The following is a 17549-nucleotide window of genomic DNA, read 5'->3' on the forward strand; positions in this document are numbered from 1 at the left end:
CGCATAGCATGAACATCATCGTCATCGGCGCTGCCGGAATGCTCGGCCGAAAACTCGTCGCCGCGATGATCGACAAGGGCGAGCTTCGCGGGAAACGCATCGAGCGCCTGACGCTGGCCGATATCGTCGCTCCGGAGGCGCCGCGCTTCAACGGCAAGGTCGAGACGGTGGCCGTCGATCTCTCCGAGCCCGGTATCGCTGAGACGCTGGTTGCCTCCCGGCCGGACGTGATCTTTCACCTTGCGGCAATCGTTTCCGGCGAGGCCGAGGCCGATTTCGAGAAGGGCTATCGCGTCAATCTCGACGGAACGCGCTCACTGTTCGAGGCCATTCGCAAGGCCGGCCTCGATGCGCCCTATTGTCCGCGCCTCGTCTTCACCTCCTCCATCGTCGTGTTCGGCGAACCGCTGCCCGATGTCATCGACGACACCCACTGCCTGACACCGCTGACCAGCTACGGCACGCAGAAGGCGATGTGCGAACTGCTTCTGGCCGACTATTCCCGCCGCGGCTTCCTCGACGGCGTCGGCATAAGGCTGCCGACGATCTCGATCCGCCCTGGCAAGCCGAACATGGCCGCTTCCGGCTTCTTCTCCAGCATCCTTCGCGAGCCGCTGGTCGGACAGGAGGCCGTGCTGCCGGTCAGCGAGACCGTGCGTCACTGGTTCGCCAGCCCGCGCGCCGCGGTCGGCTTCATGCTGCGCGCGGCCGAACTCGACACCGCGCGGCTGGGTGCCCGGCGCACGATCACCATGCCTGGCCTGTCGGCGACGGTTGGCGAACAGATCGAAGCCTTGCGCCGCGTCGCGGGCGATGGCGCGGCAAGCCTTATCCGCCGGGAAGCAAACCCGACGATTGCCGGCATCATTGCCGGCTGGCCGCAAAATTTCAGCGCCCGGCGCGCCACCGAGCTCGGCTTCAAGGCCGAGCAGAATTTCGACGAGATCATCCGCGTCCATATCGAGGATGAACTCGGCAACACCCTGCCCCGGTAGAGCAGATGCTTCTGGGAGCCATCGCCGACGATTTCACCGGTGCCAGCGATCTCGCCAACACCCTGGCCAAGGGCGGCATGGCGACGACACAATTCGTCGGCACCGGGGCCGGTCCGGCGCCGTCCGGTTGCGAGGCAGGTGTTGTCGCCTTGAAGACGCGCTCCATCGCCGCCGAGGAAGCGGTGCGCCAGTCGCTCGAGGCCGCGCGCTGGCTGCTGGCCCAAGGCTGCGAACAGATCGTCTTCAAATACTGCTCGACGTTCGATTCCACGCCGAAAGGCAATATCGGTCCGGTCGCCGAAGCCCTGCTGGACCTTCTCGGCGCGCACGTGGCGATCGTCTGCCCGGCCTTTCCGGCGACCGGGCGGCGGCTGTTCATGGGCCATCTGTTCGTCGGCGACCGGCTGTTGAACGAATCCGGCATGGAGAACCATCCGCTCACGCCGATGACCGACGCCGATATCCGCCGCTGGCTTCGGCTTCAGACCCGTGGCGAGGTAGGACTGGTCCCGCTGAATACGGTCCGTGGCGGTGTCGCGGCGATCGGCCGGGCCTTTGCCGAACAGCAGGCGCAAGGGCGGCAGCTTGTCGTCGCCGATGCGGTCGCGGAGGATGATCTTCTGCTGCTCGGCCAGGCGCTTGTCGGCCACAGGCTGGTGACCGGCGGCTCCGGCATCGCGATGGGCCTGCCGGAGAATTTCCGCAAGGCAGGCCGGCTTTCCCGGAGACCGCACGCCGCTGCAGGCGCCTCTGGGCCGGCCGTTGTGCTGTGCGGTTCCTGTTCGAAGGCTTCGCAGGCGCAGGTCGCCGCCTATCTCGCCATCCATCCCGGCCTCGCGCTCGATCCAACCGCGCTGATGGATGGAACCATGACTGTCGACCAGGCGGTCGATTGGTTCTGGCGACAGGAACAGGTGCCGATCGTCTATTCGACAGCCGATGCCGGCGCAGTTTCGGGCGCCCAGGCCCGTTACGGGCGCGCCGAGGTGGCGGGAGCCATAGAGCTTTTCTTCGCCACGCTGGTGCGCCGGCTGGTCGATGGCGGTGTGCGCCGCGTGGTGGTCGGCGGCGGCGAGACATCCGGGGCAGTGGTCGAGGCGCTCGGCGTCGGCAGCTTGCAGATCGGCGAAGAGACCGACCCGGGTGTGCCGGCCTTGCTGGCCGAACGCGGCGGGCCGCTTGGCCTCGCGCTCAAGAGCGGTAATTTCGGCGCGCATGATTTTTTCGAGAAGGCAATACAAAGGATCGGTACGCCATGAGTGAGCAGGCAGTCCGCGACAACCTGGTAAAATGGGGCAAATCGCTGTTCGAGCGCGGCCTCACCGCAGGCTCGTCGGGCAACATGTCGGCAAGGCTCGACGACGGCTTTCTGTTCACGCCGACCAATTCCTGCCTCGGCTTTCTCGACGCCGACAGGCTCTCCAAACTCGACGCTTCGGGCAAGCATGTCTCGGGCGATGCGCCGACCAAGGAATTGCCGCTGCATTTCGGCTTTTACGACCAGCGGCCCACGGCGCGCGCCGTGGTCCATCTTCATTCGACCTATGCGACGGCGCTGTCCTGCCTTACGGACGTTGATCCGGCCGACGCCATTCCGCCGATCACGCCCTATGTCGTGATGCGTGTGGGACAGGTGCCGGTGGTGCCCTACACACGCCCCGGTTCCGAGGCGGTCAAGCCGCTGATCGATGCGCTGGCCGCGCGCCATCCCGCCGTCCTCCTGGAGAACCATGGCCCCGTGGTCGCCGGCGCCTCGCTCGATGCGGCGGTCTTCGCCATCGAGGAGCTCGAGGAAGCGGCAAAGCTTGCCATCATCCTGCGAGGCATGAGCGTGCGCCATCTCGACGCCGGCGCCATCACCGAACTCAACCAGCATTTCAAGCTGAAGTGATCATGCCGAAATTTTCCGCAAATCTCGGCTTCCTCTGGACTGACCTGCCCCTGCTGGACCGCATTGCTGCCGCCGCGTCGGCGGGCTTCAGGGCGGTTGAACTGCATTGGCCCTTTGACATCGCAGCCGGGCTTGTGAAGCAGGCTTGCGAGGAGCACGGCGTGCAATTGCTCGGCATCAACACGCCTCTCGGTGATACCGCCAAGGGCGATTTCGGCCTCGGCGCTTTGCCCGGCCGTCAGGCGGATTTCGAGAACAGCCTCCATCAAGCCGCGGACTATGCGCGCCAGAGCGGCGCTTCATCGATCCATGTCATGGCCGGTGTCGTCGAGCCGGCGGCCAAGCCGGAAGCCACGGAGATATTCGCGCGCAACCTCGCATTCGCGGCCGATGCCGCCCCTGACCTGACACTGCTTCTGGAACCGATAAACCAGCGCGACAAGCCCAGGTATTTTTACTCGACGATCGCCGAGGCGGCAGCCTTGATCGATCGCGTTGGCGCGCCAAACATCCGGATCATGTTCGACGTCTATCATGTCGGCGTCAGCGAAGGCGACATCCTCAAGCGCCTCGAACGGCACCTGCCGATGATCGGCCATGTACAGATCGCCGCCGTTCCCAGCCGCGCCGAGCCGGACGAAGGCGAGATCGCCTATAGCGCCGTGTTCGCAGCACTCGATCGGCTCGGCTATGCCGGCTGGGTCGGCTGTGAATACAAGCCGCGCGCCGGCACCGACGAGGGATTGCGCTGGCTGAAGGCGCTCCAGGTTTCGCTATAGGCAGAGGAAGATCGACATGCTCGCGACCAAGAAGGCACTCACCATCGAAGCCGCGAAGGCGGTGGCGGCGGCCTGCGAGGCCGCGGCCAAGAAAGACAAGCTCAAGCTCGTCATCGCCATCGTCGACGATGGCGGTCATCTGATGCTCCTCCACCGCGATGACGGCGCGCAGGTCGGCAGCGTCGAGATCGCCACGCTGAAAGCCCGCACGGCGGTGCTGTTCAAGCGCCCGACCAAGGCGTTCCAGGATGTCGTCGAAGGTCAGGGCCGCTATGCCTTGCTCTGCATCCCCAACGGCATTCCGCTCGACGGCGGCGTGCTGCTCAAATCGGGTGAAGAGATCATCGGCGCGATCGGCGTCAGCGGCGAAAGCGACGAGCAGGACGGCGACATCGGCCGCATCGGCGCCGCGATCCTGGCCAACTGAGCGGGCAGCGGATTCTTCCCGAAGCGGACCAGCGCTATCAGGCCAACTGCTTCTCCAACCCTTTCAGATATCCAAGCGCCCGGCGCGCCATCGCATCGGGATCGGACTTGCGGCTGGCAAAGCCGATCTCCATGGTGAGATGGCCGGAAAAGCCGATATCCCTCAGCGCCTGCATGACGCTCAGCCAATCGACGGCGCCGTCGCCGGGAACGCCGCGATCGGTATCGGCGAAATGGACGTGCGCAAGATCTTCACCCAGGATGCGGGCGTGGTCGGCGGAGACATCGTCACGGTAAAGCGCGTGAAAAGTGTCGAACATCGTCTTCACATTCGATGCGCCGCTGGCCCGCATCAGCTCGAGCGCCTGATGCGGCGTGTCGATGAGATTGCTGTCGGCTGCGGTCGGCTCGACAACGATGGTCACGCCCTTGTCCGCCGCGTGTTTGGCGATCCTCGCCAGACAGTCGCGGCTGCGCTCGAATGCCTCGGCGCGGGTGGTGCCGAAGACCTGCCAGCCGGCAATGTAGAGGACGAGCCTGGCGCCGAGATCAGCGGCCAGGTCGACCACCTCGCCATAATGATGAACCGTCGCTTCGCGCTCTTCCTTGAGCGGCGAGGCCGGATTGTGGCCGGGTCCGCCGCCCGGCGCGGGCAGCAGGCTGACGGCCGGCAAGCCCTCCCCATCCATCAGCCGCTTCAATTCACGCCGCCTGGCAGCACCGAGATAAGCGGGCCAGGCATGCGGCGCCGCGCAGCCGATCTCGATGCCGTCATAACCGATGCGCGCCAGACGCCGCACCACCTCATCGAGCTCATAAGAGGGAAGCCAGCTTGGAAAGCTGCCATAGGCCCAGCTGTTGAATGCGTATTTCATCCGTCTCCTCCCAGAGAGCGTGTTAGGTAAACGATTGTCTGGTTTCGCCATGCCTGTCAATCTGCGACCCTAGAGACGCTCCCCGTCGCCAACATGTTGGCGACTCATTCCTATCCGCTTAAACTCCCCAATAATTCAATATACTGAGCCATAATGTGGCAATCCTGCTGACTTTCTGGAACCCTTCCCGCACTTGACAAATGCCAGCCACTTCGGCTTTCTGGGTACGTAATCGATTAACATCAGAGAGCTCTTAGGCTCCGCGATGCGATCATGGGAGGAGAGTTTGGCGTCAGAGCTCCGCTGGGGCGTGCTGGGCACGGCTGATATCGCGCGCTCGCAGGTCGTGCCGGCGATACAGGCGTCGACAAACGGTCGCGTCGTTGCGGTTGCCGGGCGCGATCCGCGCCGCACGGCCGACTTCGCCGCCACGCTCGGCATCGACAGGACTTTCGAGACCTATGCCGGGCTGATCGCTTCGCCGGATGTCGATGCGGTCTATATTCCGCTTCCCAACAGCCTGCATGCCGAATGGTCCCTGGCGGCAGCCGACGCCGGCAAGCCGGTGCTGTGCGAAAAGCCGCTCGCCCTGACCGCGAAGGATGCACGGCGCGTCGCCGATCGTTTCGCGGCGAAGAGCTTACCGCTGATGGAAGGCTTCATGTACCGCTTCCACCCACAGAATGTGCGGGCGCTGGAGCTGGTCGCCAGCGGCGCGATCGGCACGGTCCGCGAGGTGCGGGCACACCTTTCCGTCGATATCATGCAGGCCGCCGCGAGCGGCAATGTGCGTTTCGACAAGGCACTTGGCGGCGGCTCGCTGCTCGACATGGGCTGTTATGCCGTGAACGTCGTCCGGCGCATCTTCGGCGAAGAACCGGTCGCCGCAATGGGCGTTCTCGATCTCGACAAGAAAAGCGGCGTCGATCTTGCCGCCACCGCCCTGCTGCTGTTTTCCGATGGGCGCAGCGCGTCGGTCTCGTCGTCGTTCAAGGCGAATGGGCAAGGAACCTACCAGATCATCGGCACCAGGGGCACGATCGAGGTGCCGCGCGCCTTCCTCCCTGGCATGGGCAGCCGCGCCGCCGAAGGGCTCATCATCGTCGTCGACGCCGATGGGCATCGTGTCGAGACCCGGTTCGAGCCAGTCGATCAATACCGCCTGATGGCGGAGGCCTTCGCCGGCGCGGTGCTGTCCGGACGCCCGGTCCCCTACCCGCCGCGGGATGCCGTCGACAATCTGCGTGTGCTCGATGCGATCGCTGCCTCGGCCGGATCGGGAATGCGAACGGAGATCAAAGCTTGACTGCCGCAGCCATGAAGCCGACCGAACCGGCACCCGCCTTTCGCCGCCTGTTCAGCCCGTTCCGCATCCGCAACGTGGCGCTGAAGAACCGCATCGTGTTCCAACCGCATTTCACGGCACTCGGCAATCTCGACGGCATGGGCTCGGACGACCACATCGCCTACCACGAGGCCCGTGCCCGCGGCGGCACGGCGCTGATCGTCTTCGAGAGTCAGGCCGTGCATCCGACCGGAAAAATGTCGCGACGCTTCGTCAGCGCCTGGGACCCGGCGGTGATCCCGTTCTACCGGCGGCTCACCGCAAGCGTGCAGGCGCATGGCACCAGGATCTTCGGCCAGCTGACGCATGGCGGACACACCTCGCTGGAACGCCCGCCTCATCTTTTGTGGGCGCCCTCGCAGATGCCCGAACCATCGAGCCATTTTTCCACCAAGGCGATGGATGTCGAGGACATCGAGGCGGCCGTCGAGGGCTTTGCCGTCAGCGCGCGCAACGCGCTGGTGGGCGGCTTTGACGGCGTCGAGATCAAGGTGGCGCATGACGGATTGCTGCGCTCCTTCGCCTCGCCCTTCTTCAACCGGCGCACCGACGGCTATGGCGGCTCTTTCGAAAATCGCATGCGCTTCACCGTCGAGGTGCTGGAGGCGATCAAGCGCGCGACGTCGGATGATTTTCCGGTCGGCGTTCGCATTTGCCTCGACGAATTCACCACCTTCGGCTACGGGCTCGATTACGGGCTGAAGATGGCCGACCATATCGAGCGCACCGGCTGCGTCGACTATCTGAATGCCGATGCCGGCTCCTTCTCCAGCTACTGGATGGAAATCCCGCCGGCGGCCGTCACGGCGGGCAGCTTTCGCGGGCTGAACGCGGCGCTGAAGCAGCAGAGCAAGCTGCCGGTCGTGGCTTTCGGCCGTATCGCGCCGCCGAGCCTGGCGGAAGAGATGCTGGAGGCCGGCGACGCCGATCTCATCGGCTTCGCGCGGCAACTGGTCGCCGACGCCGAGACACCCGAAAAGCTCCGGCGCGGCGACGCCCATCTGGTGCGGCCCTGCATCGCCTGCAACGATGCCTGCATCTACCAGGTCGGCCAGGAGAAGGGCATTCGCTGCATCCACAATCCAGCCGCCGGGCGCGAGCGCCAGATCGACGATACCGTGTTCGCCAAAGCGGCGACGCGCCGCAAGATCGTCATTGTCGGCGGTGGTCCGGCCGGGTTGAAGACGGCCGAGATCGCGGCGCGGCGCGGCCATGACGTGACCATATTGGAGCGCTGGACATCGCTCGGCGGACAGATAAGGCTCGCCGCGCGACAGCCCGAGCACCAGTCGGTCGCCGGCGTCACCGAGCATCTCGAGGCGATGGTGCGCCATCTCGGAGTCCCGATCAGGCTGGGCATCGACGCGACGCCGGAACTGCTTGCCGCAGAGAATGCCGACCATATCGTTCTCGCCACCGGCTCCGAACCCAATCTGCCCGGTAGCGCCGGCCGCTCCAGCCAGCAGGGATCCGAGGCGCTGGCCCTGGGCCGTCAGATCCGCCCGGAGATTACGGGACTGGACCTGCCCTTCGTCCATTCAGGCGATGCCGTCATGTCGGGAGCGGTTCGCCTCTCGGGCAAGGTCCTCGTCGTCGACAATAATGGCCACTGGGAGGGCGCCGGCACCGCCGAATATCTCGCCGACAACGGATGCAGCGTCGAGATGGTGACGCCGGACATGATGGTCGGCGGCGACATCGAAAGCGGAACGCGCACGCTGTTCTACCGCCGCGCCGCCATAAAGAATATTTCGATCCGACCAGGACTGGCGCTGAAGCAAATCGCGCCCGGGCGCGTCACGCTGCAGCCGGTGTTCAGCGGTGCCGGCACGCAAGGCTTCGGACGCTATCTGCTTGTCGCCGGCGGCGACATTCTCGTCGAGGACTTCGACGCCGTCGTCGCCATCATCGGCCGCCGCTCGCGCGAGGATCTCTACCATCGGTGCCGGGCCTCGCCTCTGCTCGCCGGCGTGAAAATAAGCCGGATCGGAGACGCAGTGGCCCCGCGCCTGATCGAAAGCAACATCGCAGAAGCGTATCAACTGGGACTCTCGCTTTGATCCGGTCAAAAAATCAACTGGTCCGCTGTCTCTACCAGTTGACATGTGCAAAGGGGGCTAATAGCGTGATCTTGTATCGAGGAACGGCAGGCAAGGCCTTCGGACTTCGATCCGCTTCCGTCCGGGCGAACCGGAGGAAGGCGGACATGGGAGGAGAAACAATCATGCGCGCATCATCCGCGCCTGTGCAGCAGGCGGAGACCATCCGTCCGCCTTGCGCCGAGGCCTTGTGATGAGCGCCGTGGAAAATCTCGTCGACGACCAGCCGAGAGAGGTTCTGGTCGCGCGCGGCCTGACCAAATCCTTCCCTGGCGTGCTGGCGCTCGACAATGTCGATTTTGATGTCCGTGCGGGCGAGGTCACGGCGCTGCTCGGCGAGAACGGTGCTGGCAAATCGACGCTGATCAAGCTTATGGCAGGCTTCTATTCAGCCGATCGCGGCGAGATTTCCGTCGACGGCAAGCCGATGCACGCCGACCCGGCCGCGGCGCATCGGATAGGCGTCGCCACCATCCATCAGGACGCGCATCTGGTGCCGGCCATGTCGGTCGCCGAAAACATCATGCTCGGCCGCTGGCCGACGCGCTACGGCCTGGTTTCGGTCAACCGCCAGCGCCAGCGCGCCTTGGACGCGCTTGCCCGCGTCGCGCCGCACCTCAACGCCTCGACGCCGGCCGGCCGCCTGTCGCCCGCCGACCAGCAGCTTGTCGAGATCGCCCGCGCCATCTCCGAGGATTCCAAGGTCCTCGTCATGGACGAGCCGACCACCTCACTGTCGCCACCGGAGATCGACCGCCTCTTCGGTGTCGTCAACGACCTCAAGGCCAAGGGCCTCGGCATCGTCTTCGTGTCGCACTGGCTGGAGGAAGTGTTCCGCATCGCCGACCGCGTGACCGTTCTGCGTGACGGGCGGCTGGTCGGCACAAGACCGATCTCCGAGCTCGACCACGACAAGGTCATCCGCATGATGGTCGGACGCGACGTGCGCGAGACGATCGCCGAGGCCCGGCCGATCGGCGAAATTGTGCTTTCGGTGCGCAATCTCAATCGCGACAATGTGCTCAGCAACATCTCCTTCGACGTCCGGGCCGGCGAAATCGTCGGCATGTCGGGCCTTGTCGGCGCCGGCCGCAGCGAGCTAGCCGCCTGCATCTTTGGCATCGATCCCTATGACAGCGGCGCGGTCGAGATCGCCGGCCGGCAGATCGCGCCCAATGATCCCAAGGCGGCGATCGAGGCCGGCATCGGCCTTGTGCCCGAGGACCGCCGTCGCCAGGCGCTGGTCAGCCTGCTTGCCGTGCGCACCAACATCACGCTCTCGCTGCTCGAGCGGGTCAAGACATGGGGCTTCCTGTCGATCACCAAGGAAGAGGAAATCGCCGCTCGCGAGATGAAGGCGCTGGCGGTCAAGGCGCCGTCGTCCAGGACGCGCGTTTCAACGCTGTCAGGCGGCAACCAGCAGAAGGTGGTGCTTGCCCGCTGGCTGGCGCGCCACCCGAAGGTGCTGATCCTCGACGAGCCGACGAAAGGCATCGACGTCGGTGCCAAATCGGAGATCAGCGAGCTGGTGCTGCGCCTGGCGCGCGGTGGCATGGGCATCCTGCTGATCAGCTCGGAACTGCCGGAAATCCTGTCGCTCAGCGACCGGGTTCTGGTGATGCGCTCGGGCCGCATCGCCGCCTCGCTGCCGCGCTCCGAAGCCACCAGCGAGACCATCATGAGCTACGCGACGACGGGTTGAGGAGACATCAATGGCACTGGAGAGCCCCTCGATGAGCGACCGCATTGCAAACCGGGCAACCGGCCTGTCGGCGTTGCGTGGAAAAATCTCGTTCATCGACCTGATGCAGAGCGTCGGCCTGCTGGCCGTCATTCTGCTCGGCTGCGCGATCATGAGCATCATGAGCCCGGTCTTCGCCACGGTGCGCAACATCGAGAACGTGCTGCAATCGGCGACGATTATCGCTGTGGTGGCGATCGGCCAGACCTTCGTCATCCTCATTGCCGGCATCGACCTGTCGGTGGCTTCCGTGCTTGTGCTCGCATCGGTGCTGTCGGTCGGCCTGGTCAATTTCTATGGCTGGTCGCCCGAACTTGCCATCGTCGCGGCCCTTGCCGCCGGCATGGGCGTCGGCCTAGTCAACGGCCTTGCCGTCACCAAGCTCCGCATCCCGGCGCTGATCGCGACGCTCGCAACGATGACGATCGCGCGCGGCCTCGCCTACATATTCTCGGGCGGCACCAACATCGCGCCGGTGCCCAAGCTTTTCGTGGAACTGCAGGCAGGCCGCATCTTCGGCATTCCGGCGGTGATCATGCTGACGATCGTGCTCGCCATTATCGCGCAGGTGGTGCTGTCGCGCACGCAGTTCGGGCGCTCGGTCTATGCGACCGGCGGCAATCCGCTCGCCGCGAGGCTCGCCGGCATCAATACCGAGCGCGTCATCATCGCCACTTTCGTGATTTCGGGGCTGATGGCCGCGATCGCCGGGCTTCTGATCACGGCGCGCTTCGAGGCGGGCGCCGCCACGGCCGCCCAGGGCTTGGAGCTCGCCGTCATCGCCGCCGTGGTCATTGGCGGCGTCAGCCTGTTCGGCGGTGAAGGCAATATGGGCGGCATGCTGCTCGGCGTCATCCTGCTCGGTCTGGTGCAGAATGCGGTCAACCTGCTCAACGTGCCGCCAAACTGGGATTCGGTGGTCAGCGGTCTCGTCATCGCCGCCGCCGCCGCACTCGATGTCTATCGCCGGAAATATCTCGAGGCCGGCATGCGTAAGAAGGTCATAGCGACGAAGGCAAGCAAACCGACCAAACTATCGTAGCCTGAACGCGCGTTCCGAAGCGAACGCCAACCGACAATAAGGATTGCCCGGAACCAACGCCTCTCCGGCGAACGGGGATGCTTTGCCCTTCGGGACCGTAAGTGCCAATCGCGGCGCGCTGCCGCGACCACTGCCCGGAATTGGTCCCCGGAATCGATCGGAAAAGCCAGAGCCGGAACAAGCCATTCGACAGACAGCAACCGTTCAAGTGGAGGAGACGACATGACAATCGATACACGGGGTAAAATGAACACGACGCGCCGCGACTTTCTCGTCCGCGCCTCGACGCTGGCGGCCGGAACGGCAGCCGTAATGGCGGCCGGCCTGCCGTTCGCCACGGTGGCGATGGCCGAAGACAGCCTGTTGAAAGGCAAGAACCTGTCCTACATCGCCTTCGGCTTGCAGTATGAATATCAGGTCACGCTGGTGAACCGGGTCAAGGAACTGGCGGCCGAAAAAGGCATCAACATCTCCGTCTATGACGGCAAGGGCGATCCCAGCACGCAGACGACCCAGCTTCTCGACGTCGTCAGCAAGCAGCCTGACATCATCCTGCTCAACGCCGTCGATGCGACGCTGCTGCAGGGCGGCGTCCGCAAGGCCAATGAATCGAAGATCCCGCTGTTCATGCTGGAAAACCTGCCGCCGGAGGGCGAGTGGATCGCCTACAACACGTTTGACGATGTGGCTGGCGGTGCTGCCGGTGCCGACGCCATGGCCAAGCTGATCGGCGGCAAGGGCCTGGTGCTCGAGGTTCGCGGCGCCATCGGTTCCGGCCAGTCGGAGAAGCGCTTCAAGGGCTTCCACGATCAGGTCGCGGCAAAGTATCCCGACATCAAGATCGACGTGCTGAAGGCGGAGTGGACCGCCGACAACGCGCAGACGCTGACGGTCGACGCCTTCACCCGCGAGCCGAACGTCGCCGGCATCTGGGCGCACAATGACGAGATGATCCGCGGCGTGGTGTCAGCACTTCGCCAGATCGACCGCCTGAAACTCGCGGGCGAGGACGGCCATGTCCCGATCGTCGGTTTCGACGGCACGCCGCTCGGCCTGCAGCGTATCCGCGAGGGAACCCAGGACGCCGATGTCGGCCAGAACCCGTTCTCGATGGCCGAGTCCATCGTCGGCGAGATGGAAAACCATTTCGCCGGCAAACCGGTTGCAAAGGAGACGCTGATCCAGCCGGTGATGATCACCAAGGAAAACGTCGACAGCCAGGACAATTGGGGCAACCGCGTCAAGTAGGGCGCTCCTCCCGCCGGGATACGCTGCCTCGCCGTGGCGTATCCCGGTCCTTTTCCAAACACCAAAACCGAAGAGACCGACGTGACAGCAGCCGCCGATATCATGAAGCCCGATCACGCCCGCAACATGCGCCTCATCGGCCATACCGACCAGGCTGGCCGTGCGGACGGCATCCAGATCATGGTCGAGAACGGCTTTGCCTATATCGGCCACCTGTTCAGTCAGGGCTTCTCGATCGTCGATGTGCGCGATCCGAAGAACCCGAAGCCCTCCGGCTTCGTCCCCGCCCCTGCCAACACCTGGAACGTCCATCTCCAGGTCGCCGACAATCTGCTGCTGGTCATCCATGGCAAGGATGTCTTCGCCGATGCAGCATTTGCCGACGAAGCCAGTTACTACAAGGCATCGGCCGGAACGGCGCTTGGCACAGCGGCGCCCAAGGGCGCCCGCAACTGGGACGCCGGGCTTGCCGTCTACGACATCTCGACCCCCGGGCAGCCCCGGCGTATCGGCTTCATGCCGGTTTCGGGCGGCATCCATCGCATCTGGTACACGGGCGGCCGCTGGGCCTACATGTCGGCGCTGCTCGACGGCTTCACCGATTTCATCTTCATCACGGTCGACATGTCGGACCCGGCCAATCCGCGCGAAGCCGGCCGCTACTGGTTGCCGGGTATGAACCTTGCCGCCGGCGAAACGCCGAGCTGGGAAGCCAACCGCAAATTCGGCCTACATCACGCCATCGTCGACGGCGATATCGCCTGGGGCGCTTGGCGCGACGCCGGCCTCGTCGTCATGGACGTCGCCGACCGTGCCGAGCCCAAGCTCATCGTCCATCGCAACTGGTCGCCTCCCTTCCAGGGCGGCACCCACAATTGCCTGCCGCTGGCCGACCGCAACCTCCTCGTCGTCCTTGACGAGGCGGTTCTCGACGATGTCGAGGATGGCTTGAAGAACATCTGGATCTTCGACGTGAGGGATCCGGCCAATCCCGTGCCCGTCGCCACCATGCCGGTGCCGGCCGATGCCGACTACCCGCGCAAGGGCGCGCATTACGGCCCGCACAACATCCACGAGAACCGGCCGGGTACGTTCCAGAGCTCGTCGATCATCTTCTCGACCTGGCAGAATGCCGGCGTGCGCGTCTACGACATCTCGAACCAGTATCAGCCAAGGGAGATCGGCGCGATGGTGCCGCCGGCGCCGCGCTCGATGATGGACAAGAGGCCGGGCAAGAAACCCATCATCCAGTCTTGCGACATCTTCGTCGACAAGGCCGGGCTGGTTTACGTGACCGACTACAATGCCGGCCTCTACGTCATGGAATATACCGGATAGAGCGGGCATCCCGCTCTATCTATTTGTTTTAGCCGCATTTGCGCGACGCCAAGTGATTCCACATGGCGGCAAAATGACCTCGAAAGGAAGCATCATGAACCTCTTCGGCTCCTACGACGTCGTCGTCACGGGCGCGGGCTCGTCCGGCATCGTCGCCGCCATCCGCGCCGCGCGCGAGGGCGCCAGGACGCTGCTGCTTGAAGGCTCCGGCTTCCTCGGCGGACTGATAACCGGCGGCAGGCTGACCAAGCCGACCGGCCTCATCAACTCGCCGATCTTCCATGAAATGCTCGACCGCTGCGTCGGCTACCACGGCGCTGACGGGCGCGTGCGCGAATCCTACTGGGGCAAGTACACCGGCACCTTCGACGCCGAAACCATGCAGCGGGTCATCATCGAGATGGTCGAGCAGGCCAATGTCGAGGTGCTGCTCAGGGCGATGGTCGTCGATACGGTCATGCAGGACGGCAAGCTGCATGGCCTGCTGATCCGGACGAAATCGGGCGAGAGCCTTGTGCTTGCCAAGGCGTTCATCGACGCTTCCGGCGACGGCGACGTGGCTGCACTTGCCGGCGCCGAATTCATGCTCGGCCGCGAGGCCGACGGCCTGACCCAGCCGATCACCTCCTACTTCCGCGTCCTCAACGTCAACGTGCCGGCTCTGATCGCCGACTGCGAGGCGAACCGGGCCGACATGTGGGAGGTCGTCTATCCGAAGGAGGCGGGCGACCGCAACGAGGACTACGCCATGGCCGTGCTGCTCACCGGCTTCCAGCAGCGGATCAAGGACAAGGTGGCGGAGGGGTTCGACTGGATCATCCCCAAGGACCACATCACCATGAAGACCGGGCTCATCCCGGGCGAGATCTCGGTCAACGTCACACGCTTCCAGGGCAACGGCCTCGACGATCGCGACCTCAGCAAGGCCGAGATCGAGATCCGCAAGCAGGCCTATTGCGCCTTCGATTTCCTGCAGCGCTACGTCAAGGGTTTCGAGAATGCGATCTTCCTGGAAGTGGCGCCCAAGCTCGGCATACGCGAGACGCGCCGCATCACCGGGCACTATGTGCTCACCGAGGCCGACGTGCGCGGCAACAAGCGCTTCGACGACGCGATCGGGCTTTGCAACTCGCCGGTCGACGTGCATGAGCCGGGCGGCAGCCGGGCGATCATGGATCATGTCGGCATCGGCTACGGGATCCCCTATCGCTGCATGATCCCGGCAAGCATCGACAATCTCATCATGGCGGGCCGCTGCATCTCCGTCGACGAGATCGCCTTCGGCTCGACCCGCAACGTGCCCGCATGCACGATGACCGGGGAAGCGGCTGCGATCGCGGCTTCGCTTGCCGCCAAACGCAACCTGCCGACGTCAGGCATTGCCGCCTCCGAGGTCCAGGCTCGGTTGCGTGAACAGGGCGTCTGGCTGGGTACGCCGGGCGAGGATGTTCCCGACGTCCTCAAGCAGGCGAGCTGACGTCTCCCAAGGAACGTTTCGCATTTGCTCCGCATGAATCGCGGATCACCAGCGTGGTATCCAGGACCATCTGCACAGTCGGACCGGTGCGCCGGCCCGATATGCGATCGAAGAGCAGCGTCGCCGCCTCGCGTCCGATCTCATAGGCGGGCTGCGCCACGACGGTGAGGCGCGGCCGGAAGGCCGTGGCCCAGGGGAAGTCGTCGAACCCAACGACCGCGATGTCGCGCGGGCAGTCGAGGCCCTGTTCCTGCAAGGCCTGCACCATGCCGAGGGTCATGAAATTGTTCGTGCAGAACACCGCTTCAGGCCGTGGGTTGGTCGCGAGCAGCACGGAACCGGCGGCGGTCGCCGCCGGGATGTTGGACGCGCTGGTGACGATATGAGCCGGATCGAGCGCCAGTCCGGCCTCAGCCATCGCACTGCGGAAGCCGGCGACGCGATCATGGATGGCGGAGGCTGAAAGATCGGCGTCCAGCAGCCCGATGCGCCGATGGCCGACCGAGATCAAATGACGCGCGAGGCCGGCTGCGGCCTCGAAATTGTTGGCAACCACGGTGTCAGCGGCCACGCTTTTCAGACGCCTGTCGCCAAACACCAGCGGCAGGCCGCTTTCGACCAGTTCCGCAAGCAATGTCTCGTTACCGCCGGCGGGCGCCATGACGATACCGTCGATGCGCCTTTCCAGAACGAGCTCGATGGCGCGGCGCTCGCGCTCACCGTTCTCCTCGGTGTTGCAGAGCAATAGATTGTAACGTTCGCCGCGCCGGTGCGCCTCGTCTTCGACGCCGCGCACGAAGTCGGCGAAAAACGGGTTTGTCACGTCGGCGATCAATACGGCGATGGTCCCGGTCTGGCTGACGCGCAGGCTGCGCGCAATGCCGTCCGGCCGGTATCTCAGCGCCTTTATGGCATGCCGGACCTTCTTCTTCGTTTCGACACTGACGGCGCGCGACTCGTTGATGACATGCGAGACCGTCGCGGTCGACACGCCCGCCTTCAGTGCGACATCCTTGATTGTGACCATGAATTCTGTGCAACGCCGCCCTGAAAGCCCGGAAATCGCTCTGTTAAACGATTTCGTCGGCGATGTCAGCCATGGCGCGTGATTGTCTAATGCATGTCGCGCAAAAGCATGCCCTTGGGCTTGACCCTAGGGTGTGCAGCGGTTTTGCGATAACGACATGCATAAAAACAACAACCTAAAGCGCGTCGCATGAGGCCGGTCAAACGCGACGCGCCTTAGTCAACTGTCGCCTTGCGGCGGTCGGCCGAGGAGTGTCCCGAGGGACACTCCTCCTTGTCTCTATTCCGAGAGCGTGAAGGGCGCCGTGTACTTGTCCACATTGTCCTTGGTGATGAGCAGGCAGTCGAACAACTGCTTCTCGGTCGCCGCTCCGGTCTTGCCGGTCTTGATGAACGAGTCGGCCTGCTGCACCGCCTTCGCCGAGTAGACGGCCACTGGCTGGAGCACGGTGTATTGCAGGTCGCCTGCCTTGATGGCGGCGACAGCGTCCGGCGAGCCGTCGAAGCCGCCGACCTTGATGCTCGACAGCTTTCCGGCCTCTTTCAGCGCCGCGATCGCGCCGAGCGCCATCTCGTCATTGCCGCTGGTCACGCCGATGATGTCGGGATGGGCCTGCAGCAGGCTCTGCATCTTGTCGTGGCCCTGGGTACGGTCCCAGTTGGCGACTTCAGAGCCGACCTTCTTGAGGTCCGGATACTGGCTGATCACGGTCTCGTAGCCGTTTGACCGCGTGGCGGCGTTGTTGTCGGACGGGGCGCCCAGAAGTTCGACATAATTGCCCTTCTCGCCAATGTTCGTCACCCATTGCTGCGCGCCGAGGGCGGCGCCCTGCGCGTTGTTGGACACGAGCTGCGCCTTGGCGAGGCCTTCCTGATTGATCTCGGCATTGACGAGGAAGACCGGGATGTTCGCGGCAATAGCCTTCTTCACCGCGCCGATCGACCCGCTGGCGTCGGCAGGATCGAGGATGATGGCCACGGACTTGTTGGTGATCGCGGTGTCGATCAGCTTGCTCTCCGTGTTCGTGTCGGCTTTCGAGGCGCCGACCGTCGCGGTGTAGCCGAGTTTTTCGGCTTCGGCCTTGGCGACGTTGCCTTCGGTCAGCCAGTACGGGTTCGCCGGATCGATGACGATGATCGAGATCAGACCTTCGGCCGACGCTGCGGTTACCGATCCTGCGAGGACCGGAGCGGCCAGCGCAAAGGCCGTGAGCATCAGAATTCTTGCCTTGCCATACATGTAGTTTCCTCCTTGGTTAGCGATGGG

Annotated in this window: 15 protein-coding genes; 12 read left to right on the top strand and 3 right to left on the bottom strand. The window is 64.4% G+C overall.

The genetic code is table 11. From position 1 onward, the window contains the following. Positions 1 to 8 precede the first annotated feature (8 nt). The 5 genes from denD to OHD62_RS11065 are packed head-to-tail and all read left to right on the top strand — an operon-like array spanning position 9 to position 4092. On the top strand, positions 9 to 995 hold the full coding sequence (gene denD / locus OHD62_RS11045; protein WP_263782724.1) for a D-erythronate dehydrogenase: 987 nt from the start codon (positions 9 to 11) through the stop codon (positions 993 to 995). Between the two features lie 5 nt (positions 996 to 1000). Continuing rightward, a complete protein-coding gene (otnK, locus tag OHD62_RS11050) occupies positions 1001 to 2254 on the top strand; it encodes a 3-oxo-tetronate kinase (protein ID WP_263782725.1) in 1254 nt (417 codons plus the stop codon). Beyond that, on the top strand, positions 2251 to 2886 hold the full coding sequence (locus OHD62_RS11055; protein ID WP_263782726.1) for an aldolase: 636 nt from the start codon (positions 2251 to 2253) through the stop codon (positions 2884 to 2886). Before otnK ends, OHD62_RS11055 begins: the two co-directional genes overlap by 4 nt. A gap of 2 nt (positions 2887 to 2888) precedes the next feature. After that, entirely contained in the window at positions 2889 to 3665 is a 777-nt protein-coding gene (locus tag OHD62_RS11060; protein ID WP_263782727.1) for a hydroxypyruvate isomerase family protein, read from the top strand. Between the two features lie 16 nt (positions 3666 to 3681). Further along, the gene (locus tag OHD62_RS11065) at positions 3682 to 4092 is read left to right on the top strand and encodes a GlcG/HbpS family heme-binding protein (RefSeq protein WP_263782728.1); all 411 of its coding nucleotides are present in this window, start codon (positions 3682 to 3684) and stop codon (positions 4090 to 4092) included. A gap of 37 nt (positions 4093 to 4129) precedes the next feature. Here OHD62_RS11065 and OHD62_RS11070 read toward each other — a convergent pair whose 3' ends face one another. Continuing rightward, positions 4130 to 4966 carry a sugar phosphate isomerase/epimerase family protein gene (locus OHD62_RS11070; protein WP_263782729.1) on the bottom strand — a complete coding sequence of 279 codons (837 nt, stop codon included), beginning with the start codon at positions 4964 to 4966 and terminating at the stop codon, positions 4130 to 4132. A 286-nt stretch (positions 4967 to 5252) separates the two neighbouring features. Between OHD62_RS11070 and OHD62_RS11075 the strand changes: the two genes are divergently transcribed. From OHD62_RS11075 to OHD62_RS11105, 7 genes are all read left to right on the top strand, one after another. After that, positions 5253 to 6272, top strand: coding sequence for a Gfo/Idh/MocA family protein (locus tag OHD62_RS11075; protein ID WP_263782730.1), 1020 nt, complete (start codon positions 5253 to 5255; stop codon positions 6270 to 6272). After that, positions 6269 to 8371, top strand: coding sequence for an FAD-dependent oxidoreductase (locus OHD62_RS11080; RefSeq protein WP_263782731.1), 2103 nt, complete (start codon positions 6269 to 6271; stop codon positions 8369 to 8371). The genes OHD62_RS11075 and OHD62_RS11080 overlap by 4 nt, the downstream gene beginning before the upstream one ends. Before the next feature lie 232 nt (positions 8372 to 8603). Next, entirely contained in the window at positions 8604 to 10112 is a 1509-nt protein-coding gene (locus OHD62_RS11085; protein WP_263782732.1) for a sugar ABC transporter ATP-binding protein, read from the top strand. A gap of 10 nt (positions 10113 to 10122) precedes the next feature. Then, on the top strand, positions 10123 to 11193 hold the full coding sequence (locus OHD62_RS11090; protein WP_263782733.1) for an ABC transporter permease: 1071 nt from the start codon (positions 10123 to 10125) through the stop codon (positions 11191 to 11193). 222 nt (positions 11194 to 11415) lie between these two features. Further along, a complete protein-coding gene (locus OHD62_RS11095; protein ID WP_263782734.1) occupies positions 11416 to 12441 on the top strand; it encodes a sugar ABC transporter substrate-binding protein in 1026 nt (341 codons plus the stop codon). Positions 12442 to 12543: 102 nt separating this feature from the next. Further along, on the top strand, positions 12544 to 13779 hold the full coding sequence (locus tag OHD62_RS11100; RefSeq protein ID WP_263783853.1) for an LVIVD repeat-containing protein: 1236 nt from the start codon (positions 12544 to 12546) through the stop codon (positions 13777 to 13779). A gap of 94 nt (positions 13780 to 13873) precedes the next feature. Continuing rightward, positions 13874 to 15256 (top strand): FAD-dependent oxidoreductase, encoded by a 1383-nt coding sequence (locus OHD62_RS11105; protein ID WP_318528594.1) that lies wholly within the window; start codon positions 13874 to 13876, stop codon positions 15254 to 15256. On the opposite strand, the gene OHD62_RS11110 is transcribed toward OHD62_RS11105, so the two are convergent. Together OHD62_RS11110 and OHD62_RS11115 are read right to left on the bottom strand one after the other, a co-directional pair. Beyond that, positions 15240 to 16283 (bottom strand): LacI family DNA-binding transcriptional regulator, encoded by a 1044-nt coding sequence (locus tag OHD62_RS11110; RefSeq protein WP_263782735.1) that lies wholly within the window; start codon positions 16281 to 16283, stop codon positions 15240 to 15242. The two genes, OHD62_RS11105 and OHD62_RS11110, sit on opposite strands and share 17 nt — an antisense overlap. 279 nt (positions 16284 to 16562) lie before the next feature. Then, on the bottom strand, positions 16563 to 17522 hold the full coding sequence (locus tag OHD62_RS11115) for a D-ribose ABC transporter substrate-binding protein (RefSeq protein WP_263782736.1): 960 nt from the start codon (positions 17520 to 17522) through the stop codon (positions 16563 to 16565). Positions 17523 to 17549: the final 27 nt, after the last annotated feature.

It is taken from the genome of Mesorhizobium sp. YC-39 (genome assembly GCF_025753795.1).
Classification (GTDB): Bacteria; Pseudomonadota; Alphaproteobacteria; order Rhizobiales; family Rhizobiaceae; genus Mesorhizobium.